The organism is Acinetobacter legionensis, from assembly GCF_048551735.1.
Taxonomy (GTDB): domain Bacteria; phylum Pseudomonadota; class Gammaproteobacteria; order Pseudomonadales; family Moraxellaceae; genus Acinetobacter.
The window spans coordinates 1-24,279 of the sequence record NZ_JBIMBV010000027.1; the positions used below are offsets into that span (position 1 = coordinate 1).

The following is a 24,279-nucleotide window of genomic DNA, read 5'->3' on the forward strand; positions in this document are numbered from 1 at the left end:
ACCTTATCAGGCAAATTATAAGGCATGAATCCTTAAATAATTTGCTTGACAGTTAAGACGGTATCTTTTCATCTCTGAAAAGTGAGGCATCGCCTACACAAAGGTATTTAAACTTTGAACATAAAGTGTCGCATTGCAAGCTTTTTTATAATCAAACAATTTATTTTTCCATGAAATTGATTTAATTATAAATATTAATTTCTTGTGTATGAATTTTTTGACAAGTTAACTATATAAATGTCTAAATTAGAATTCAGTAAGAAGACCTCTTTGATATGCTTTCAATTCCTCAAATAGAAATAAAACCTCTACAATAGTTTAAAACCGATGCTCCAGCTTTAAACTAACAGTATGTTTATCATAAGAATATAGCCACTCTACATTGCTGTTATTTTGATTATATTGATAAGTGAGATTAGGTGTTAAACCATAAAAAACCCAGCGTGGTGCACTTAGAATTAAAGTATAATTTTGTTCAAAATCATGTCGTCTAGCCTCCAACACTGGAGTAAATTTATCAAATTGACGCCAACGAAAAGAACTAAATAAATTTGCGTTAAAACCTGACTCAAAGTTCTTGGAAAGCCCTAAACGTACACCTTGTTGTTGATAAGCCGTAAAATATTGTTCTTGGGTATTATGGTCAACAAAATCCAGTCCGCCAAATAGCGTCCAGTTTTTTGGTAAAATTTTCCAAAAGGTTGAATAGACTGAATATTCCATGCCATCTTGGCCTTTATACTGGGAATAATTTATATCTTTCATTTCGGCTTCTAACTTGACAGCTTTGTCGTTAGAGATAAAACGCATCCACTCACCCCTTAGCCCATAGGCACTATACAGCGAGTCGTGGGCATAGTATTTATGTTCAAATACGGGGGCAATCAAGACTTGATTACGTTCATTGTAATAACTATAACCCGCATTTAAGTTAAAAGTTAATTCATTATAATCAGTCTGCTCTGGATAAACTTGACCATAGAATAATCCACGCAATGCAATGCCATGTTGTCCAGAAAGCGACCATCGTTTAGTTAAGGTGGCTTCATAATCCAAACCTTGCGCACTGATCGCGTCAGGTGTGCCACGCTTTACTTGTTCAATAGGAACGACCTTCTTAGTCTCAGGGTCAATGCCATAATATGTAATGATGTCGTATTTATCGGAAGCATTATTAACATTACTGGCATAACGTGAACCAAAAGCCAATGAACCATGCCATTCATCTCGTTGTTTAAGCCCTTTGATATACATCTCTACGGTTTGACGAACACCTTGGGCAGCGGGATCTGTAGACAGATCCAATTGAGATTGAATCTGCTGAAATAACTGTTGACCTTGCTGATTTTTTTGTTGTTCCGTGTAAACACGAGCCAGTTCAAGTTGAGTCATTAAATTATTAGATTGAATCTCTAAACTGTGTTTTAGTTTACTTTCAGCTAAACTTAAATTTCCCTGCGTGCGTGCCATGACACCCTCAGCAAATTCCGTCAATGCCTGATCATAATTTGGAAAATTTTTATATTTTTCAAGATAACGTAAAGCGACTTGCCATTGTTTTTGCATCACTGCCAAGTAAAGCGCATAAGCAACTTCTGCGGGTTCATCCTTCACCATATATTCCTGACCTTGTATGATCAGATTCGGCAATGCTTGTGTGTTTTTAGGGTCTTCTGATTTGAGTAGTTTCTTATCATTTTGATATTGCTGTTGGCTAATTTCCTGATTTAACCTGATACTGGTATCATCCGCTGCATAAACGCATTGTCCACACTGCAATACGGCACCAAGCAATACTATTTTTTTCATCTATAAACTCACCAAATAGAATAAAAAAGAAAGACTTACCGAAGTAAGCCTTTCTCATTCAAATCATTATTTCTTACCACCAAAAGCTACATCATATGTTCTATTACCAGCAAATGTTGCAATACCTGCTAAGCTGGTTTGACTATTATAGAACTGACCTGAAACATCACCACCAGAAGGACCACCTGTCCAAGATGCATTTGAACCACTAATCGTTGCATCATTATTAATGGTTGCAGTACCTAAATTAAAGGTACGTGAACTATCGCTCAATGAACCCGTTAACTGTTTAGTTGCAAAGTTAGCAGTAAACGTACCTGACAATAAATTAGAGCCATTATAATTATTGACACCTTGAACGCTATAATTTGCAGTACCTGTAGATGGTACGCTGGTATCCGCATCTTTACCGTTGTAATAAACAGTATGTGTCGCTGGATCAGCTGTACCTAGACGCTTACCGCTGGCATCTTTGGCTTCTGCATTCCACTCACCAAACCAAACGTCTTGTGTAGGCACTTGTTTATAGTTGGCATAACCAATTCCAGCATGAGACGCTGGAAGCCCTGGTAAGTACGGACTTAGACGTACCACACCATTGCCATCTGCATAGCCGTTAAACCCTGAAAATGCAACTATTGCACCGTTATAAAGGGTTTTAACACCAAAACCAACACCTGAGTTTGGATGATTTGGCCCAAGTGAACCAGTCGAACCAACCAAAACTTTAGTGCCATCACTCGTCTCACCGACTACGGCCGCTTGTGCAACACCGACTAAACCAACAGATAGTAAAACAGCCAATGAGATAGATTGAAGTTTCATTTTAAGTTCCTCGATATGAGTTTAAGTTTTATCATTAAGAATAAAAATAAAAAACTTAATGATTATCATTTAAAATAAAACATGTGCTGCACTGATTTTAATTTTTCAATTCAAGTGTAAAATCAAGGAGTACAAGTCTTATTCTTACCACACATTTATTGCCCACTAAGTGACAATAAATTCAGTTCATTACCTATAAATTCCTTTAAAACTTATGGCTAATGCTTAGCTTAAATGTTCGACCTGGTGCTGCAATTGCCGAACGAGTTAATGGATCAATATAGAATTCATCAGTGAGATTAGTCCCCACCAATTCAAATAAGGTGTCTTGTTTCAACCGATAATTAATATAAGCATCTAAAATGGTCATTGAATTCCATGCCAAAGGCGTATTCGCGTAATAACTCATCTCTAAATCGTTATAGTTTTTCGTTTCAGGATTTTCATACTTATGGTGATAACTTGCACGCGTTCCGACTTCGAGTTTTTGATCAAAGAATCGCCCACCGAGTGTCAAATTTACTGAATATTTTGGGGTTGCCATACTGACCAAATATCCCCCTACAAATCCATCATCTACACAACGATTTAATAAAAACTGGTGATTCGCTCCTAAAAGCATTGCTGAATTTTCATCACACACTTTATTCTTAAAACGATAATTGGCACTTAAGTCAGTAAAGAAACGCCCATTGTCAAAACGACTTTGCAGTTCCAAGCCTTCTGTAGTAAGACTATCGATATTACTAAATGCTAAAGTTGGACTACGCTCAATCGCATTCTTGGTTTTGTTATAGTAATAAGCCAATTTAATATCTGCATAGCTGCTGTTTTTAAATAACTCTGATAAATTATGAACGTAGGCAAGTTCATAATTCGATGCATGCTCTGGTTCTAACTTATAACCACTTAAGGTTCCAGAAAACCCGAGCGTACTTTCAAACATACTTGGCATTCTATACGCTTCGCTATAGCGCAAATACATTCTACTATTGGGGCTAAAGTTTACCGTTGCTGAAGCTGTCGGTGTCCAACCATGATCTTTGCTTTTTTGCACACCTGTTTTGGTTAAATCAATATCTTCATAACCACTTGGAGTGCCATCCGTATAATATCCATAATCCCTACCCTCCACCAAAGTACCATTTAAAAATGGATTATTGGCAATGGTTAATTTTCCACGACTATCCTTTTTATATTCGATCGTATTCTGTTTAGCGTATAGACTTCTTTTTAATTCCTGTTGCTTATATTCTTCCGTCCACCCCTGAGCCAAAGCTTCTGCATCAAACATTTCTCTTAATTGTTGTTCTCGTGCAGGGGTCATATTTGCTCTTTTTGTATAATAAGTCATGTTTAATGCTGTGGCTTTTTTAATCAGGCTGAATTGAGGATCACCCGCATTGACTCGTTCATTGAGAAAATCATCAAATGCCCAATAATTTTGATATCTTGCACCTGCACTTAAATTCAGCCATGAGATAGGTTGGTAGTCAAAGTTAAAATTAAACTCTTTCTCTTCTCGTTTGCCTGCTCGCGGTAGCATCCTATAGCCCAAATTTGTTCCGTTAATATTCGGATCTTTATAAATATCATCTGAACTGAGTTTTTCTTTTTGAAAACTTCCCCCTACTGTTAAGCCCAGATTAGACAGCAATTTAAACTTATTACTCAAGGTCACTCCTTGGCGGGTGTTGTCTGAGTTTGCAGTAGCACTGTTCACAAAAACACCTAAGTTTGTATTGGTATCATTGGGAAATCCACCTGAACTATAGGTATGACTCTTGGTATCTGTTCGCCAAATATTGCCGTAGAAATCGACTAAATTATTATTTTGAGGTTGATATTTGTATTCCATATTATAGGCTTTGGAGTCGATATGACTTAAAGGCCATTGTGGTACCCCTGCTTTATTTTTGACGACTTCACCCCAAGCAATTCGTGAAGGTAAAATTTCTCCATTGATGATTGAACTGTCCCGATAACCGAACTCTAAACGCTGTTCATCTGTAGGTTTCCACGCCGCTTTTAACAAATAAGATTCTGTTTCAAGGGATGTATTGGGAACTTCTGTACCTCCTGGGTAAACTTTGGCAAGGTATGGAATGTAATTAAATCGTCCTGTGGCAGGTTTATCATAAAAATCACTGCCATTTTTCCCTGCAAAATGATTGCCTTTATTACGATAAGCATAAGCAGCCAAAACTTCAAAATTATCACTACGTCCTGCCAAAGCAATACGTGTTGCAACATCATCGCCTGAATAAATATTATTTTCTTTATTTTGTCGTGCTAATTTAAATAAGGATGGATCATAATAAGGCTCGAAAACTGGATTGCCTTGCCAGTCCGTTCCTGTAGCTGGATAATTTGGATTATCGTAAATGCTTTGACCGGTGAGTAATTGCGGTTCTCGAGGTTTCACCGCATTGCTGCTGGTCTCTATTTTTATTTCCCCACCAAAATTTTTGCCCTCTTTTAAAACATCATCTACAGCTAGAGTATGAATAACGACAGCGCCACCGACACCTGTATTTACATTGCGTGTGATGGAAGGCCCTTTAATCACTTGTAGCCCACCAATTAAATTAGGGTCAATATAGCTACGATTGTTTGCACCGTTATAGCCACGCCATACAGTGAGTGCCTGTTCTGTGCCATCAATAAGGACAGGAACGCGGCCCGGTCCTTGAACACCACGGATACTTGGATCTAAAGCACCACTATTTCGGGCATCACCACTGTATACTCCGACCATTCCCTTAAATAAGTCTGCTGGCTGAGCACCTTTATATCGTTCTATTTGCTCTTTGCTGGCATAGACGCTAGAAATATCTTGATCATAAACATCATTCTGCCCTTTTGTATCGCGACTGACTGTGCCAAAAACAGTCATTGGGCTAAGTTGTACGACATTTTCTTGATCTGATGTCATAGACTGAGATTGTACTGGTATGGGTCTAATTTCAGCTTTATCCACATGCCTCAATATATAGCCATTTCCAACTTTCACCACAGTAAACTCGGTTGCTGCTAAAATATGTTGAAAGCCGTTTTCTAAATTATACTGCCCGCTTAAACCTAGACTACGTTTACCTTTGAGCTGATTTGCATCAATTGCAATCGAGGTACCCGCTTGCTCAGCAAAGGTATTTAAAACACTGGCAAGTGAACCCGCTGGAATATGATATGACTGCGTTTCTGTACTGAGCGCATAAGTGCTTTGTGTCGCGAATGTTGTTGCCACACCAACACAAACGAGATGAACCGCCAATGCCAATGATGTCACTTTGAAAGAATATTTTGGATGCTTTTGACCGCAAACAGCTTCACTCATTTTACGCCCCAGTAAATGTAAATAAGAATCATTCAATATATTAAATTAAATGTATTCCTAATATTTGCTTCTACTTACTATGACGTACAAGAAATGAAAAAGTGGAACCGTTTATTCAAAATAAATTTAAATTATCTATCTTTTATTTTCACAAAATTATTATTTGTCATATTTATCAATCATTTTTAAAAACGATATGAATTTTATCCTAAAATTTTAGGTCTAATTTAAAGCTAAACAACATGATTCAAACCAAGTGCTTAAATCATGCTGTTTATTGCAAAGTCACAACTGTGAAATATGGGGTGATTTGATAGACATTTAACTGAGGGAACACACTGCTTAATAGTTGCAAGGCACTTTCGGTATGATCTAAAGGCAATACAGCATTGACCTTAATTTGCTCTAACTTGGTAGCGTTAAATATAATTTTTTCTTTACTATTTCGATTCAACTCATTTAGCACTTTTGACAAAGACATATTTTCAACAATCAAATGCCGTTGATTCCATTTCTGCTGTTCATTGTATAAATTAAAAGTATGTATAGGTTGTATACCATTTCGATCAAGTATGACTTCTTGCCCTGCTGTCACAATCACAGAAGATGCTTTGGTTTGATCTTCGTCTTGCTTCGAGGACTGCACTTTCACTTTGGAATGTAGCATTTTAAGCCCAGTCGCATCTGGCTGATATTGAACACTAAATGCAGTTCCCAATGCTTCAATTTGACCATGTTGGGTTTTGACAATAAAAGGACGGGTTTTGTCTTTGGCCACATCTACAAATATTTCCCCTTGAACCAACTCCACAACACGCTGATTTGCTGAGAAGTCTAGATTAACCGCACTCTGACCACTGAGTTTAAGTTGCGAACCATCTGCTAAAGTTTGGGTTGCCCATTCTCCCGCATGATTTTTAATATCAGCGGTTATATATGACACTGGATGATAAATAAAATAACTATAAATACCCCCTACACAACACAATATCACCGTTAAAATTCCACCATAGCGCATATTTTTTTGCTTACGGGCACTATGTAAACCTGTTTTTAAGACAGATTGGGTCATTTTCTGTTGTTGTGGATTCTGTACCAATTTTTGAATCGAAGTAATATATTGCTCGATATCTTGAGCAATTTTTTGGCGTTGTGGACTCTTGCTTTTCCAAGCATCAAAATCTGATTGCGCTGTTCTTTTGAGTAAATCATCATCGCTACTCAGCAGCACAATCCATTCCGCTGCTTCTTCGATTAATTTTTGCTTACTCTTCTCTTCTTCAATCATTTACTCAAACAAATCCTTCTCTTGTTTCAGTGCGTAGCATTGCACAAGGCAAGTTGCTAGATATTTTTGAATCATCTTGGTTGAAACACCAATGATTTCTGCAATTTCTTTATGGGTTAAACCTTCAAAATAATGGAGCACAAAAGCTTGTTGTGCTTTTTCAGAGACGCGTATCAAAGCCTGACAAATCTGGTCAATCGCTTGAACAACTTGAAGCTGATCTTCTGGTGAAGGAATTGTATCCAGCATATACTCCATCTGACTTAATTCATTCAGATAGGCTTGCTCTATGCGCTTACGACGCACCTGATCAATCATTAAATTTCTGGCAATAGTCACCAGATATGCACGAGGTTCTATTACTCCAAAAAGTTCATCACGCGTTTGCAGAATTTTAATAAAGGTATCTTGTACCAAATCTGCGGCTTGCTCACTATTGCCTACTTTTTTTCTAAGCCATTGATGCAACCAAGATTGGTGGTTACGGTACAATTGATCTACAAATGCAGGATTTTTGTTCACAATAGGATCAACTCTTTGATGGTCTTTTAAATGATAATAATTATCATTTAAAAGTCAAGACACCCTGAGAGAAAATCCCCGTATATATGATTATTTTTTAGTTTATGTACATCCTTATGTTCTATTTGATCATTTAATATACTTAAAAAATAAAGCTAAATTATCAATCGTTAATACACATTGAACCTCAATATCTTGGTTATCATTCAGTGTAAATTCCGATTTATTATTTAATTTTATGGATATTTTAATCATAAAATAATCTTCCCCTTTGACATGTTGTTTTAATGACTACAATAAGGACAAGAGGGTTTTTCTATAACCAGATGATATGAACTTGCACCATGTTCTAAAATAAGTCCTCGAATTTGCTGCTCTAAAGCCTCATCATTAATTTGTTGCAACTGACTACACTTTTTACAATATATTCTCATATTGGTTTGACTTCCCTTGAATGAATATAATGCTTGTTCACTGCCCAGCTTAAATTTAACCAACAATCCTGCTTTAACAAGCTGTTTCAGGGTTTGATAGACACCAGCAAAAGATAATTTTTTCACTTTTAAATCTGGACTATACAAAATTTCGGCTGCTGTCAGCTCTCGTTGTGCATTTCTTAAAATATTCAGTACAGTTAATCGTGTTGTGGTTACTTTTAAGTTTGCTTGCAACAGCAAGCGTTTAAGTTCTTCAGTATTTTTATAATATTCAAAGATTTCCATCCTGAGATTATCCTCATTTATGCTTTTAACCACATCCACAATTGCACACAAACCATCATCAAAACAATGGTCCCTACTGCCCATGGATGAGGCACAGTCCAAATTAAAATGCCAGCAGCCACACTCATACTGGCCAAAGAAAATAGTTTTACTTTTACGGGCAAAGTTCGTTTGAGTTGCCATTGCTGTAAAATCGGAGCAATGACTTTATTATTAACAATCCACTGATGCATTCGTTGCGAACCCTTTGCAGCAAACAACGTTGCCAAAAAATAAAAATCAAACGTAGGCAAACCAGGAACCACCAAACCGATCGTCCCTAAGACCAGACATAACCCCGCCAGTGCAATACAGATCCAGCGAACCAACCATGACTTCGCAAGTCTCGGCTCCGACATAGAAATACTGGTATTTAGATTGGTCTCTGACCCCGTTTGCTTCATTGCTTGATTTCCTTTATCCATCATCAATTATTTATTTCAGTGTTTTTAATTGTGCTAAAAGTTCACCAAAACGATGAAAGCCTTGCATAGCCCCCTCAATAATCAATTGCTGTTCCTCTAAACTAAAATTTGCATCATCTAGGGTTTGCTTGAAACGCTTCCACACTAAACCACGCCCCTCTGGATATGCTGCTAAGTTACGTGCAGCAAAATCAGCATTAAAGCCAAATCTAGCCTGAGCCTCTTTGAGTAAAAATGCTGCGCCTAAGGTTGAACCTTCTGAAACATAAATCCAGCCCAAAGATTGTGGAAAACTAATTTCATCGGTTGCAATACCCTGCTGCTGAGGCGTTAAACCTAAATCAGCCAAGTCTTGTAAAGCTGCATCGGAACGCCCACGCACATCTAAATCGGGAATCAATTGTTCAACCTGTGAATCTTGATAAAGATGTTCAACATCTTTCTGAAAATAATATTGCGACAGGGTGAATTGCGCATAATTTTCTTTACTCTCAAACGCGCCTGATTGCTGCATCAAGATTTCCATACGTTCATGCTCTGCCAGTGTTTCTTGTTTCAAGCGTTGCATTAAACTACTGCTGATCACTTTTTCTGTTGATGCGTTCATAAAAACTCCTAAATAAACCTTTTCATTGTTTAATGATCCAATCAGCGATTACGACCAAGCTTAAGCTGAATGGGAAAATCCACCACGATTGCCAATGCTTCACCATTGACAATATGTGGTTTAAATTTTGCTTTTTGTGCAGCTTGTATAGCTCTTTCGTCCAAACTACTCATGCCTGAGCTTTGCTTTACTCTGACATCTATCGGCTGCCCTTGTGAATTGATTTTGATGGTGAGAACCAACAAGCGCTGCTGGTTTTGCAATTCGCGATCATCGTAATTAAGCTTGCCAAAGCTGAGTACATCGACCCGACTCACGGGAAGCGGTTGCTGTGGTTGAGAAGTAGAGGCAGCGTTTTGTTCTTTTTTATTGTCTTTGCCTGCTTCACCGCCTGCACGTTTGGCTATCTCATTTGACTGACCTGTAACAGTCTGTTCACTATTCGTAGATGATTTCGTTTCCGTGAATGTTTGCGTTGACTGACGATTTGATTCAGATTTACTTTCCGTCTGTTGATCGGTTGGTTTTTTTTCTTGTGCTTTTGTTGTCTGTTGTGTTGTTTGATCCATCTTCAACTTTTTTGACTCAGTACTGTGTATCACTTTTACCTGTTGTTGATGTTGTACCGCTGTTGCTACTGTAGATTGAGGCTGTGCTTTTGATTGCGTTGCAGCTTGCTCTGATGCCTTCTGCAGCTTGGTACTGCTCTGTTGTACAACATCGGTTTTGTTCAAGCTGATAAAACGAATTTGAATCGCATTTTCAACTGAATGTGATTCAATACGAACATCTGTTTTTAAATAAGACAAATACCATAACAACAATATATGACTGATCACTACCCCACAAAGCGTAGAGTATTTTTGCTTATCATTTGAAGCGAGAATTACAGCAGACATAGGCTTAGATACAGCGCAAATAAATGTAGCGCATTTGCTGAGTGCTGAATAAGACCCTATGCTTTTCTTGTCTGCTCAATCTATTGTATTGCGTTGTACTGTTCATGAGTCCTTCCTGCTTCGTCTATCAGATCAATTGCTGTGAATTAAAAAACACTGCCTTTATCTATATAGACGAATGAGAAGGCAAAAATGCCTAATGAGAAATGTAATTAAATGTAAATAAGAATGGTTTAGAAGAGGCAATTTGACGATAAAACAGTGGGCCACTGAACGTATTTATTTAAATGAAAAAAATAAACTTATATAAATAATGCAGTTAAAACAACTGAACCGTATATCTAAAAAAAACTATAAGAGATAAAAATAATAGGAAGAAAAATTAGGTCATCTAAATAAATGCATATCATAAATGCAATGGATGGCTTAGAAATATTGTAGAGGACAAATACTTCATCCTCTACAAAACACAAAACTACAAGCTTAACGCAGAGCGCTTAAGGCAGTTTTCCTACAGATAAAACTTTACCACGTAATTTCTCAACTGCGCTGAGAATAAACACAAAAAATACTGGGACAAAAAAGATTGCAAGTATCGTCGCACTGACCATACCACCAAAAACCCCTGTACCAATCGCATGCTGAGTTTCAGAACTTGCACCTGTAGCAATCACCAATGGAATCACGCCAGCGGTAAAAGCCAAGGATGTCATCAAGATCGGTCTTAAACGAAGTTTAGCAGCTGCGACAGTGGCTTCGATCAAAGTCATTCCCTCTTCTTTGAGCATTTTGGCAAATTCAACAATCAAAATGGCATTTTTTGCAGATAATCCAATGATGGTAATTAAACCCACTTTAAAGAAAATATCATTGGGAATCCCTCGAATCCATACTGCAACCACTGCACCAATCATACCTAAAGGTACAACCAGCATCACCGACAATGGAATCGACCAGCTTTCATAGAGTGCAGCAAGGACGAGAAAGACCACTAACATTGACAAAGCCAATAAGAAATTGGTTTGCGCTTCTGACTGTTTTTCCTCCAAGGATTGCCCGGTCCACTCATAACCAATGCCTTGTGGTAATTGCTCAATCAGTCGCTCCATTTCCTTCATCACTTCCCCTGAAGAAATCCCTTCTGCGCCTGCCCCTGCAATACTCAATGATGGTCGTCCATTATAGCGATTGTATTGCTGCGGAGACTGTGTCCACACAGGTGTTACAATCTCAGACAGTTTAACCAGTGCTCCAGTTTTATTAATCACATTCAAATTTAAAATATCAGTGACTTTCATCCGTGAATCGGCATCAACTTGAACAATCACTTGCTGCATTCTTCCTTGATTTGGAAAATCATTGACATACATCGAGCCCATTGAAGATGAAATGGTATCTGTCACATCAGCAAAATTCACACCTAAAGCTTCTGCCTTATTGCGATCAATTTTTAAATCGACATTACTACCTGGTGGTAAACCCTCTGGATAAACATAAGCCAGTTTTTTACTGGTTGCTGCAAGACTGATCAACTGCGCTTGTGCCTCATTCAAAGCTTGCATTCCAAGGTTACCGCGATCTTGTAAACGTAAAGTAAAGCCCGAAGTTGTTCCCATTTCTTCAATTGCAGGCGGTAAAACAGACATAATCGTACCTTCTGTACTTTCTGCCATGGCCGCATTTACAGCGTTAACCTCATCTGCAGCGGAGGTATTTCTGTCTTTGAAATCTTTTAAATTTGTAAAGGCTATGGCAGTGTTATTGCCAGAACCACTAAAGCCAAACCCGAGTACAGAGACATTTTCTTTAATACTTTCTCTGCTTTTTAAATGTTCCTCAAACGATTTTACAATGGTCAATGTACGCTCTTGACTGGCATCTGCAGGCAATTGAAATGAGGTAATAAATGAGCCTTGGTCTTCTTCAGGTAAAAAAGCGGTTGGGATCGATTTAAATGCAAATAATAAGAAACCTGTCAGGACAAAAAATACAATCATCACAGTAAAAATGTGTTTCAACAATTTCACTAAAATTGCTTCATACTTTTTATTGACGCGGTCAAAAAAGCGATCAAACCACGCAAAGAAGCCCTTTTTCTGATGATTTACTTCAATCGGTTTTAACAAGGTTGCACAAAGTGCAGGGGTTAAAGTCAGTGCTAAAAATGCTGAGAAAGCAATGGATACCGCCATCGTCACTGTAAATTGTCTATAGATAATCCCGACCGAACCACTGGCAAAGGCCATCGGTAAAAATACCGCCACCAGTACCAAGGTTATCCCGATGATTGGACTGGTTATTTCTTGCATTGCTTTAGAGGTAGCATCAACAGGAGATAAGCCTTCCGTTGCCATGATGCGTTCCACATTTTCAATCACCACAATCGCATCATCGACAATAATACCGATAGCTAAAACCATACCAAACATGGTTAAAACATTGACCGAAAAACCACTGATCAGCATCACCGCAAATGTACCTAAAAGTGCAATCGGTGCAACAATTGAAGGAATCAAGGTGTAACGAATGTTATGTAAAAATAAATACATAACAAGGAAAACTAACACCATTGCTTCTAGCAAAGTCATGATTACTTTTTCAATCGAAATCTTAACAAACGGTGCAGTATCATAAGGAATTGAATATTGCATTCCCTTTGGTAAAACCTTGCTCAACTCCTCAACTTTTGCTTTGACCGCTTCAGATGTCTTGACTGCATTCCCCCCTGGGCTCATTTGAATCGCCAAAGCGGTTGCTGGCTTTCCATTTTCTAAAATAGAAAAACTATAGGTTTGCGCCCCAAGCTCCACCCGTGCAACATCTTTCAGTGTGACTTGTGCGCCACTCTGATTGGCACGCAAAGTAATATTTTGAAATTCTTCGACTGTACTTAATTGTCCTTCAGCCGTTAATGGCAGTGTAATCATCTGTCCTTGGACCGCAGGCAAACTCCCGACACTTCCCGGAGATATCGGCGTATTTTGTGCTTGAATGGCATTTGTGACATCTTTTATCGACAACTGATAAGACACCAGTTTGTTTGGATCTATCCAAATACGCATGGCTTTTTCAGATCCAAAGGATTGGATACGACCGACTCCTTCAACTCGTTTTAATTCTTCAACCACATTTCGAACCAAATAATCACTTAAATCAATTTCTTTAAATTGATCATTTGGTGAGTTGATTCCGACCATCATCAGAAATCCAGAGGATGCCGCTTCAACAATTAGGCCTTGCTGTCTAACAGATTGTGGCAATCTCGGTTCGATAGACTTTAATTTATTTTGCACATCCACCTGAGCCAACTCTGGATCAGTCCCCGGTTTAAATGTGGCAGTGATACTCGCTTGACCACTGGCATCAGAGGTGGCGCTGTAATAAAGTAAATTCTTTACTCCCGATAACTCTCTCTCAATCAAGGTGACAACACTATCATTCAAGGTTTCTGGTGTTGCTCCGGGATAAGTTGCATAGATGCTAATCGAAGGTGGTGCAACTGAAGGAAAACGTGAAATCGGCAACTTTGGAATACTTAAGACACCAAACAGAATAATAAAGAGTGCAATCACCCAAGCAAAGATTGGCCGTTTAATAAAGAACTGCGATATCATAATTTTTCTCCTGTATTCGGAGAAGACTGACCTGCCGTGCTTTGATCACTGCCCTTATTTTGCGTTTGTAAAGTCCCAACATCGGTTGTGTATTGCGACTTCCACTGGGTTATTTTTAAAGGCTGTTCTGGCTGTTGAATTCGATCATGTCCTTCAACAATGACTTTTTCACCTGCTTTAATTCCACTATTCACCACATAGAAACCTTTGTATAACTGTCCTAAACTCACTGGACGTGTTTCTGCAGTCTGATTTGCTTTTACAATCATCAGTTGTGCTTGACCTGAAATATCTCTTTGCACGGCTTGTTCTGGGACAAGTAAGGCATTGGGTTGTGATGCTCTGTTTAAACCAACTCTGACATACATCCCTGGCAATAATTTCCGTTGAGGGTTATTTACTTCAACACGGATGGTGACATCACCCGTATTAGGATCTACGCTGGTATCTGAGAATAAAATCTTTCCAGTCACTGGATATAATTTACCCTGACTATTGGATATGCTGACCTCAGCACCGCCACGTTGTAACAACGAACCATCACTCAAACGATCTTGCAATTGCTCATATTCAGAGATTGATTGTTTAACATCAACATAGACTTTATCTAACTGATGCACCAAAGCCATTGGATTGGTATCGCTGCTGCTGACCAATGCACCTTCGGTTACCAGCAACTTACCAATTTGACCTGAAATCGGGGCGCGTACAGTCGCATAGCGTAAGTTTAAATTTTGTCGTGCCAATGCCGCCTTGGTTTGAGCAACTTCGGCCAAAGCCTGTTGATAAGCAGCTTCCGTATTATTAAATTCCTGTTTACTAATTGCGTTGGAAGGAAGCAGTTGTCGATATCGCTCTTGTTGCATTTTTAGACGCACCACTTCGGCCTGTGCTTTTGCCAATAAAGCCTGATTACTATTGACATCTGCTTGAAGAATTTCCGAATTGATTTTAAATAAGGGTTGTCCAGCCTTAACTTCACTGCCTTGGGTAAACAACACCTTTTCAATAATTCCACCAACTTGTGGGCGAATTTCTGAAATTCGAAAGGCTTGTACACGTGCAGGTAAATTTTCAATCAAATGAATATTTTGCTGTTGAACGGTATAAATACTGACTTTGGCTGGCGCTACCTGCTGTGCTTGTTCTGCTTCAGTATTTCCTGAGCGATTACATCCAGTTAACGCACTCCCACTTAAAACAAACAATAAAATAATAAAAAAATAAGGCTTAGGCATCATCTGCACCCAGAGTTCTAGATATGACGATTATTGGCAATATTTGTGTACTTAGCGTCACTAAAGTGTGGAGATTGTGTGGATATAGCCACTAAAAATAAATTATGATGGTTCTATATCCATTTTAAAGTATCCAGCAATGGGCAATATTTCTTTTGCGTCTGATCCAGCCAGTAAACAAATTTTAGTCGTTGAAGATGATTATGATATCGGTGATATTGTGGAGCATTATCTGAAAAAAAACGGCTTTAATGTGCTTAGAGCGCTTAATGGACAGCAAGCCATCGAAATACATGCGCAGCAGCAGATTGATCTGGTGATTCTTGACGTGAAATTGCCAATCTTAAATGGTTGGGAAGTTTTAAATCATATTCGTCAATCCAAACAAACCCCTGTGATTATGCTGACCGCATTAGATCAAGAAGTGGATAAAGTCACAGCACTTAGAATCGGCGCAGATGACTTTGTGGTAAAACCATTCAATCCAAATGAAATTATTGCCAGAGTTGAAGCAGTATTGAGAAGAAGTGCGATGTCATCTCAGACGAAAGCCCAAATCATTAGCTTTAAATCAATTGAAATTAATACAGAAACACTTTGTGTATACATTATCAACGAACATTCGAAAGCACTGTTAAACCTTACCTTAACGGAATTTAAAATCCTTGCGTTGATGTCGCAAGCACCCTACAAAGTTTTTACCCGATCAGAATTAATGAACCATTGCTTGCCTGATGGTGATGCCTTAGAGCGTACTGTAGACAGTCATATCAGTAAATTACGTAAAAAACTGGAAGATCATCATCAAACCGACTTATTGATCAATGTCCGTGGTGTTGGCTATCGTTTAAGGCAAAATGATGAAACATAACATTGGAATTAGCCGCCAGCTGATTATCACCATGGCCAAAGTGAGCTTATTGACCACATGTTTTTCCTTGATTTTTGGCTATTTGACTTATTTTGTTGCCATCGAGTTTAAATTGGTCTCGCTAGAACAGTTAAATTCTGAAGATTGGTCATTTAATTTGATTGATCTGATCTGGATTTTACTGGTGACTTTATGCGGTTCATTAACCTCTGTTTATTTAGGATTAAAATTAGCGCAACGCTTTATCGCCCCGCTAAATTCTTTAGCCATTGCAGCAAGAGAAATTAGTTTGGGTAATCTTTCTGTAAGAGCGCAATTGGACAATCCCTCTTCTGTCGCTGAAATCACAAAGATGATCAATGATTTTAATCGTATGGCGGAAAAACTGGAAATCTCAGTCAACAATGCATCTATTTGGAATGCCGCAATTGCACATGAATTAAGAACTCCTGTGACTATCTTACAAGGTCGCTTACAAGGCGTGCTTGACGATATATTTACCCCAGATAAGGCCTTATTAAAAAATTTGCTCAATCAAGTTGAGCAGTTGTCATTTTTAATCGAAGATCTAAGAACCCTAAGTCTGGCGGATAATCAACAACTTCGACTTAACCTAGAATCAGTTTGTCTATCTGACGTCATTACACAATCTGTGAACTTACTTCAAGACCGTTTTGATCAAGCAAAATTAATCATTGAAACCAATTTATCGGATCAAGCCTGCTTTTTTGACCGACAACGGCTTGAACAGATCTTAATTGCATTATTTGAAAATGAAATTCGTTATGCACAGGCAGGAATTTTACGGATTAGCACCCAAAAAAAATCAGAAGGATTGGTTTTAACCATTGAAGATCAAGGACCCGGTATCGCAGATCAGCATATTCCCTTTATTTTTGATGCATTTTATCGACTTGAAGAATCCAGAGGCAAAAAGAATGGTGGTAGTGGTTTAGGTCTATCTGTTGTCAATGCAATTATGATCGCGCATGAAGGTCGCATTGAATATTCCAAGTCACAAGCTTTAGGGGGAAGTTGTTTTAGTATTTTATTTAAGCCCGACGATTTAAATAAAATATGAGATCAACATCCAAGTATAAAATCGACTTCATTTAAACAAACATTCAGCTAATCTATTTTAAATTGACAACTATAGACAGATCACATAGTGGCCAAATGCTGATCAAAAAGCAATCTAAGCACATTTCTATGGCTATTGGTCTATAGTTATTGGGAGCAAATTCGATTTTAGCCTAGCGTAATTTTCTTTAAACGGTAATCCAATGTTGCCCGACTAATTCCAAGCATACGTGCAGCTTCTGATACATTCTGCTGGCTTTTATCCATTGCACTACGAATAATATTTTGTTCAAGTTGATCTAAAGAGAAATTCTCGCTAAATAAATCCTCTACATTGATCGCCGATTGTGCAGTTTCACCTACTGCATCTAAATCTTTATGTTGTGGAAACAAACTTTCCAATTTAATTTCCTGTTGATGATCGGTCAGTAATGTGGCTCTTTCCAACAAGTTTTCCAGCTCACGAATATTGCCAGGCCAATCATATTTCATCATAAAATTTTTCGCTTTATCACTGAGCCCTTTTAGGGTTTTGCTATACATATTTTCAAAGCGTGCTAAAAAATGATTAATCAGCAAGGGAATATCTTCTCTTCGCTGACGTAAAGGCGGAATAATCACAGGAAAAATATTTAAGCGATAATATAAATCTGCACGGAATTTACCATCTTTAACGGCTTGCTCTAAATCCTCGTTGGTCGCAGCAACCAGTCTGACATCGACTTGGCGGGTGCGACTATCTCCTACCCGTTCAAATTCACCTTCTTGCAGCATACGTAATAACGCAGCTTGCGCACGTGGTGAAAGCTCGACCACTTCATCTAGAAAAATTGTTCCGCCATCGGCACGTTCAAATTTTCCCATTCGGGATTGCACCGCACCAGTAAATGCGCCTTTTTCCACCCCAAACAGTTCTGACTCAATCAAATCTGGAGGAATACAAGCACAATTCACTGCCACAAATGGCTGCGCTTGGCGCTGACTGCCATTATGAATACCACGTGCAAATGCTTCTTTGCCAACGCCTGTTTCACCCTGTAATAAAACTGCGACTTTACTCCCTGCTGCTTTTTTAAGTAGATCACAGACTTTGCGATAGGCAACCGACTCGCCTACCGCATTAAACATGGTGTAATCACTTTCAGCATCGGTATAAATATTTTTCTTTAATTGATTGAGTTCCGCCTGTAAGGCAATGATTTCGTCCGAGACAGCATCGGGTGACATAAAGCGAATCAACTCATCGGCATTTTCCCATTCACTCAACGGCTTTCCAATGATTCGACAATGTTCATCACCTTGAGCAACGCAATGTGTTTCCTGATAGATAATGGTCTGCCCCATGACAAAGCTGCTATAGCCACAGGCATACCCCAATAACATCCAGCAAGCAGGTTGATCCGAAGCACCAAATTCACTTAAATGCACTTCTGCTTCAAATGAATTAAGCCAATTAAAATCAGCATAAAATTGTTTTAAATCATGGCTCAAATGCAGTTCATTGACTTCAACCTGCACCATGCCACGGATGCCATGCATTTGCGGTCCAGCCATAAAAGCTTCTGCTTCATTTAAATTTGGTCGTAGTTTTGAGGTTACTTCTGCATCGCGCATGCCAGCTTGATAACCACAACGAATAAAAAAGCGTTTGGTGCGTTCAAGCCCCAACATCTGATAAAGATCTTTTCTTAAAAAGCCCAGAATACTGGTATGCATCAACAACATCCGATTTTCATCAAACCAGATTTGTCCGTGTTGAGCATCAAAAACGATTTTATCGAGTAAATCTTGAATATCTTTGTTCTGTTCCAGTATTTTTTTATATACCTTCACATCTTTGGCTGGGGGCATGCTATATCCATCCTTGGCTATATTTCGTTGTAAATACGATCTTGATATTACCTAATTTTGATCCAAAAGCTTCACTACCTATTCTTATATTTTCATACCTTTAAGGTATATTGTTTTAATTTTAATCGATATCAAGTCTTTATTGGTTTTTTATAAGCATTAACTCGACCTTACCTATCAAAATCACTGTTTCATCTTTTGATGAAATCAGCATCTCTTTATGTTCATTATTTGATGAAAATAATGCTGCCATTGTTCATAAAATTATCATCAATAAATATTAAGCATTTGAATTTTAATTAAATTTTAATATTGGCACGACTTTTGAAATATCTAGAGCAAACCTAGCACATGAGCATGAAGCTCTACATCGAAATCTTTTTGATGTTGATAAAAGGATAAGCACATGATTGACGCTAAACAACCTACCGCATTGGTTAAATATATCCGTATTACAGGTGAGCGGAATGCCAAATTTGTAGAGTTCGATTTTGCCATTCAAGACCCGACGCTTTTTGTGGAACTAATTCTCCCCCAACAGGCTTTCCAGCATTTTTGTGAAATTAATCACGTCATTGAAATGACCGCAGAACAACAAGCTTGGAACGATGCGCAGGAAGATAAATGGCGTTATGGCATTGAACCGACTGTTTTAAATCATGTTCGCCAACATTCTGATCAAGAAGATCAGGCTTAATTCTACAAGGAGAAGCTAATGACTTTAGAAATTAAAACATCCAATTTGGAACCGATTCGTCAGACTTATGCGTATATCGAACGCCGATTTGGAGCCAAGCCCGCAACACGCTATCAAGAAGTCAGCTTTGATATTCAAGCTTCAACAAACTTTCACTATCGCCCATTATGGAAGCCAGACAAAACTTTAAATGATAAAACCCATACGGCTTTGCAGATGCAAGATTGGTATGCATTTAAAGACCCTCGCCAGTTTTATTATGGCGCTTATGTACAACATCGTGCACGTCTGCAAGATACAGCTGAAAGTCATTATGCTTTTTTTGAAAAACGTCAGTTGGTCAATAATCTCAGTGATGAAGTAAAACAAAAAATCATCCAGTGTTTACTACCTTTTCGCTATGTCGAACAAACGGCCAACTTACATATGATGTCAGGCAGTGCCTATGGTTATGGCACAGTCATCACCCAGGCATGTATTTTTGCAGCAATGGATCGCCTCGGTATGGCGCAATATATTTCACGTATTGGCTTAATCCTCGATGGCAATACAGGTGAATCCTTACTGCAAGCCAAACACGCTTGGCTAAATAATGAAACTTGGCAACCCTTACGTAAAATTTGTGAACAAAGTCTAACCGAACAAGACTGGTTCAAACTTTATATTCTGCAAAATCTGTTGATTGACAGCATGTTACAAGAGCTGGTTTTTGGACAGCTGGATGAATGGCTGGTTGAAAATGGTGGGCGTGATATTGCCATTCTTACTGAATTTATGAAGGACTGTTTAACTGATTTAGCGAAGTGGTCAGACAGTGTTTTAAAAACTGCGATTTTAGAATCTGAAGACAATAAAACCCTGATTCAATCATGGATCACGGAATTACTACCCCAAGTTAAACAAGCCTTTAGTGCTTGGGCACAAACCGCACTCACGGATTCTGGGATTGATTCCGGTCTAAATAAGATCTCTGAACGTAGCAAAAAAGCCGGCAACATTTTACTCGATTTAGCAGCATAAGGATTTGCCATCATGACCTCTAAAGTTTATTTAGCATTGCAAGACAATGACACCTCACGCTACATCATTGAAGCGATTGAACAGGACAATCCTGAAGCAACAATTCAATATCTTCCCGCCATGATTCGGGTAGAAAGCACTGGCGAACTGGTGGTACGTGCAGAAACAGTATCAGAAAAACTTGGGCAAAACTGGGATATCCAAGAACTACAACTCAACATGATTACCTTGGGTGGCAATGTTGATGAAGATGATGACAGTTTGACCTTGAAGTGGAACTAAGCTGCACTTCCCCTAGATTTAAAGCATAAATAGCAGGCAGCTGCATGTAAGTTAAAGGATGATCAAAATGAATAGCCAAGCCAAAGTAAACAATAAAAAACTCAATGCCAAAGAACGATATCGGATACTCACCCGTGATCTAGATTGGGACTTTTCCTATGCAGATCGTAAAGATGCCTTTCCGTATGAAGAGTTTGAAGGCATCAAAATTACCGACTGGTCGAAATGGGAAGATCCTTTCCGTTTAACCATGGATAACTATTGGAAATACCAAGCAGAAAAAGAAAAGAAGCTATATGCCATTTTTGATGCTTTTGCACAAAACAATGGACAAATGAATGTTTCAAATGAACGTTATGTCAACGCGATTAAACTGTTTTTAACCGCGGTAACCCCGCTTGAGTATCAAGCGTACCAAGGCTATGCCCATGTTGGGCGTCAGTTCAGTGGCATCGGTGCACGTATCGCCTCGCAAATGCAATCGATTGATGAATTACGTCATGTACAAACCCAGATTCATGCCATGAGCCATTACAACAAGTTCTTTGATGGCTTCCAAGACTGGGCGCATATGCATGACCGTGTCTGGTACTTGTCTGTACCTAAATCATTCTTTGAAGATGCACGTTCAGCGGGACCTTTTGAGTTTTTATTGGCAATCAGCTTTGCCTTTGAATATGTCCTCACTAACTTATTGTTCGTTCCATTCATGTCGGGAGCAGCTTACAACGGTGATATGGCAACCGTAACATTTGGCTTTAGTGCACAATCAGACGAAGCACGCCACATGACGCTAGGACTGGAAATTGTAAAATTCTTACTGGAACAGCACGAAGATAATGTGCCAATCGTACAAGAATGGATTGATAAATGGTTCTGGCGAGGAACTCGCCTGCTGTCCATCGTCGGCATGATGATGGATTACATGTTGCCAAATAAAGTCATGTCATGGAAAGAAGCTTGGGAAACTTATTTTGAAGAAGCAGGTGGCGCTTTATTTAAAGACTTAAGTCGCTACGGGATTCGTATGCCGAAATATAGTGAAGTGATTAGCAAAGAGAAAGAACATGTTTCGCATCAAGCATGGTGGATTTTCTATAACTTCGGTCATGCAGCAGGCTTCCATACGTGGATCCCAACAGATGAGGAAATGGATTGGCTCTCAGAAAAATACCCTGACACGTTTGATAAATACTACCGCCCACGTTGGGAACTTGCTCGAAAAATGGAAGCTGAAGGTAAACGCTTCTATAGCGCAGGTTTACCTCAATTGTGCCAAGTGTGCCAAATTCCAATGACCTTTACTGAAATGGATGGTGACCCAACACTATTTAGCTATCGTGATTCAATTTACAAAGATGAGCGTTATCACACTTGCTCTGATGGTTGTCATGACATTTTTGAACGCGAACCTGAGAAATACATCCAAGCGTGGTTGCCTGTACATCAAATTTTGCAGGGTAACTGTGGTGGTCCAGATTTAGAAAGTATTTTAAGGGATTACTACAACTTTAATGTCGGTGCAGACAATCTCGATATTGAAGGTTCACCTGACCAACAGCGCTGGAAAAAGTGGAAAGGCAACGCAGCTTAAACCCTCATCCAAAAATTAAAAAATAAGCAATGGATGTTGTCTAACTCGACAGCATCCGCTCAAGGATTTATTCAAAAGTTTAAGGAAATACACCATGACTGTACAAGCGATTGTTGAAAAATATCAATTTGAACCACTAGATCTACAACAAAATTACGGCGAAAACATGTTGTTGTTTATTGGTTGGGATCATCACACCTTATTTTGTTCGGCACATGCTTTTGTGGTTTCACCAAAACAAAGCTTACAAGCCTTGATTGATGGGCAAATTCAGGCGGGTTTTGAGCAACATCCCGATTTTAAACATATTGATTGGTCTAAAGTTGAATTCCGTTTAAACCGCAATCTTTTACAGGCTGATTTTTCTAAGTCCCTAGAAGATTTGGGTTTTGATCATAAATCTCTCCTGCGCTTTGTAACGCCTGATTTAGCAGGTTACCAAGGCACACATGTTTAAGGAGAACACAGATGAGCTATCAAGTCACGATTGAACCAGCAGGAACCATCATTCAAGTTGAAGAGGATCAAACCATTTTAGATGCAGCATTGCGTCAAGGTGTTTGGTTGCCCTTTGCTTGCGGACATGGCACTTGTGGTACATGTAAAGTTCAAGTCACAGACGGTTTTTATGATGTAGGTGAAGCCTCGCCTTTTGCACTTATGGACATTGAACGTGAAGAAAATAAAGTGTTGGCTTGTTGTTGCAAGCCCGAATCTGACATGGTCATCGAAGCGGACGTGGATGAAGACGAGGATTTCTTAGGCTATTTAGTCCAAGACTACCAAGCCAAGGTCATTGAAATAACGGATTTATCACCAACGATTAAAGGTGTTCGACTTCAACTTGATCGCCCAATGGAATTTCAAGCAGGTCAATACATCAATATCCAACTCCCCAATATTGAAGGAACTCGGGCATTTTCAATCGCCAATACACCAAGTGAAGCAAATCTGATCGAATTACATATTCGTAAAGTACAAGGTGGGGCCGCAACACGCTATGTGCATGAGAAATTGGGTATTGGTGATGAAATGATGCTTTCAGGACCTTATGGACAATTTTTTGTGCGTAAGTCTGATCAGCAAAATGTCATTTTCATTGCCGGTGGTTCAGGTCTTTCAAGCCCTCAATCGATGATTCTGGATCTTTTAGAACAAGCTGACACCCGTATCATTTATTTGTTCCAAGGTGCACGGGATGTTGCTGAATTATATAACCGTGAAAAATTCGAACAGCTTGTCAAAGAATATCCAAATTTCAGATACATCCCTGCCTTAAATGCGCCTAAGCCAGAAGACCAATGGACAGGGTTTACAGGTTATGTACATGAAGCGGTTGCCAATTATTTTGAAAATAAATGCAGTGGGCACAAGGCATATTTATGTGGCCCGCCACCGATGATTGATGCCGCCATCTCCACCTTGATGCAAAGCCGTTTATTTGAAAAAGACATCCATACTGAACGCTTTTTAAGTGCGGCAGATGGTGCAAATGGGCAATCACGTTCGGCACTTTTTAGACACATCTAAAGTTGAGTGGGTGAACCCTTAAATTATCC

20 protein-coding genes are annotated in these 24,279 nt (G+C 38.8%); 8 read left to right on the plus strand and 12 right to left on the minus strand.

Annotated features, from left to right (window positions below; all coding sequences use genetic code 11):
* Positions 1-318: 318 nt before the first annotated feature.
* The 11 genes from ACG9ZL_RS18920 to ACG9ZL_RS18970 form a co-directional block, all read right to left on the minus strand.
* Positions 319-1,809 carry a surface lipoprotein assembly modifier gene (locus tag ACG9ZL_RS18920; protein WP_419361216.1) on the minus strand — a complete coding sequence of 497 codons (1,491 nt, stop codon included), beginning with the start codon at positions 1,807-1,809 and terminating at the stop codon, positions 319-321.
* A gap of 66 nt (positions 1,810-1,875) precedes the next feature.
* Positions 1,876-2,634, minus strand: coding sequence for a Slam-dependent surface lipoprotein (locus ACG9ZL_RS18925; protein WP_336953251.1), 759 nt, complete (start codon positions 2,632-2,634; stop codon positions 1,876-1,878).
* A gap of 205 nt (positions 2,635-2,839) precedes the next feature.
* Positions 2,840-5,971: a TonB-dependent receptor gene (locus tag ACG9ZL_RS18930; protein ID WP_419361219.1), complete on the minus strand. Its 3,132-nt coding sequence runs from the start codon at positions 5,969-5,971 to the stop codon at positions 2,840-2,842.
* Positions 5,972-6,245: 274 nt separating this feature from the next.
* Entirely contained in the window at positions 6,246-7,259 is a 1,014-nt protein-coding gene (locus ACG9ZL_RS18935) for a FecR family protein (protein WP_419361221.1), read from the minus strand.
* Complete coding sequence (locus ACG9ZL_RS18940) at positions 7,260-7,781, minus strand: sigma-70 family RNA polymerase sigma factor (RefSeq protein WP_419361224.1); 522 nt, start codon at positions 7,779-7,781, stop codon at positions 7,260-7,262.
* Between the two features lie 284 nt (positions 7,782-8,065).
* Positions 8,066-8,503, minus strand: a complete 438-nt coding sequence (locus tag ACG9ZL_RS18945) for a Fur family transcriptional regulator (protein WP_004820653.1) — start codon at positions 8,501-8,503, stop codon at positions 8,066-8,068.
* 17 nt (positions 8,504-8,520) lie between these two features.
* On the minus strand, positions 8,521-8,946 hold the full coding sequence (locus tag ACG9ZL_RS18950) for a YbaN family protein (RefSeq protein WP_004721341.1): 426 nt from the start codon (positions 8,944-8,946) through the stop codon (positions 8,521-8,523).
* Positions 8,947-8,977: 31 nt separating this feature from the next.
* The gene (locus tag ACG9ZL_RS18955; RefSeq protein WP_004721344.1) at positions 8,978-9,574 is read right to left on the minus strand and encodes a biliverdin-producing heme oxygenase; all 597 of its coding nucleotides are present in this window, start codon (positions 9,572-9,574) and stop codon (positions 8,978-8,980) included.
* Between the two features lie 41 nt (positions 9,575-9,615).
* A complete protein-coding gene (locus ACG9ZL_RS18960) occupies positions 9,616-10,473 on the minus strand; it encodes an energy transducer TonB (protein WP_419361227.1) in 858 nt (285 codons plus the stop codon).
* A gap of 497 nt (positions 10,474-10,970) precedes the next feature.
* The gene (locus tag ACG9ZL_RS18965) at positions 10,971-14,087 is read right to left on the minus strand and encodes a multidrug efflux RND transporter permease subunit (RefSeq protein WP_419330215.1); all 3,117 of its coding nucleotides are present in this window, start codon (positions 14,085-14,087) and stop codon (positions 10,971-10,973) included.
* The gene (locus ACG9ZL_RS18970; protein ID WP_419361230.1) at positions 14,084-15,328 is read right to left on the minus strand and encodes an efflux RND transporter periplasmic adaptor subunit; all 1,245 of its coding nucleotides are present in this window, start codon (positions 15,326-15,328) and stop codon (positions 14,084-14,086) included. Before ACG9ZL_RS18970 ends, ACG9ZL_RS18965 begins: the two co-directional genes overlap by 4 nt.
* A gap of 136 nt (positions 15,329-15,464) precedes the next feature.
* On the opposite strand from ACG9ZL_RS18970, the gene adeR reads away from it, so the two are divergent.
* Both adeR and adeS read left to right on the plus strand, forming a co-directional pair.
* Positions 15,465-16,196, plus strand: coding sequence for an efflux system response regulator transcription factor AdeR (gene adeR, locus ACG9ZL_RS18975; RefSeq protein WP_419328268.1), 732 nt, complete (start codon positions 15,465-15,467; stop codon positions 16,194-16,196).
* The gene (adeS, locus tag ACG9ZL_RS18980) at positions 16,186-17,277 is read left to right on the plus strand and encodes a two-component sensor histidine kinase AdeS (RefSeq protein ID WP_336954768.1); all 1,092 of its coding nucleotides are present in this window, start codon (positions 16,186-16,188) and stop codon (positions 17,275-17,277) included. The genes adeR and adeS overlap by 11 nt, the downstream gene beginning before the upstream one ends.
* A 167-nt stretch (positions 17,278-17,444) precedes the next feature.
* Here the strand turns inward: adeS and mobR are convergent, their stop codons facing one another.
* Entirely contained in the window at positions 17,445-19,127 is a 1,683-nt protein-coding gene (mobR, locus tag ACG9ZL_RS18985) for a phenol degradation transcriptional regulator MobR (RefSeq protein WP_336954769.1), read from the minus strand.
* A 406-nt stretch (positions 19,128-19,533) separates the two neighbouring features.
* Between mobR and ACG9ZL_RS18990 the strand changes: the two genes are divergently transcribed.
* The 6 genes from ACG9ZL_RS18990 (at position 19,534) to ACG9ZL_RS19015 (ending at position 24,250) form a co-directional block, all read left to right on the plus strand.
* Entirely contained in the window at positions 19,534-19,824 is a 291-nt protein-coding gene (locus ACG9ZL_RS18990; RefSeq protein WP_336954770.1) for a phenol hydroxylase subunit, read from the plus strand.
* An 18-nt stretch (positions 19,825-19,842) separates the two neighbouring features.
* Entirely contained in the window at positions 19,843-20,844 is a 1,002-nt protein-coding gene (locus ACG9ZL_RS18995) for an aromatic/alkene monooxygenase hydroxylase subunit beta (RefSeq protein ID WP_419361233.1), read from the plus strand.
* A 12-nt stretch (positions 20,845-20,856) separates the two neighbouring features.
* Positions 20,857-21,126 carry an MmoB/DmpM family protein gene (locus ACG9ZL_RS19000; protein WP_419361236.1) on the plus strand — a complete coding sequence of 90 codons (270 nt, stop codon included), beginning with the start codon at positions 20,857-20,859 and terminating at the stop codon, positions 21,124-21,126.
* Between the two features lie 67 nt (positions 21,127-21,193).
* Positions 21,194-22,720 (plus strand): aromatic/alkene/methane monooxygenase hydroxylase/oxygenase subunit alpha, encoded by a 1,527-nt coding sequence (locus ACG9ZL_RS19005; protein WP_004820631.1) that lies wholly within the window; start codon positions 21,194-21,196, stop codon positions 22,718-22,720.
* Positions 22,721-22,814: 94 nt separating this feature from the next.
* A complete protein-coding gene (locus tag ACG9ZL_RS19010) occupies positions 22,815-23,177 on the plus strand; it encodes a phenol hydroxylase subunit P4 (protein WP_004721365.1) in 363 nt (120 codons plus the stop codon).
* Positions 23,178-23,188: 11 nt separating this feature from the next.
* Positions 23,189-24,250 carry an NADH:ubiquinone reductase (Na(+)-transporting) subunit F gene (locus tag ACG9ZL_RS19015; RefSeq protein WP_419361239.1) on the plus strand — a complete coding sequence of 354 codons (1,062 nt, stop codon included), beginning with the start codon at positions 23,189-23,191 and terminating at the stop codon, positions 24,248-24,250.
* Positions 24,251-24,279: the final 29 nt, after the last annotated feature.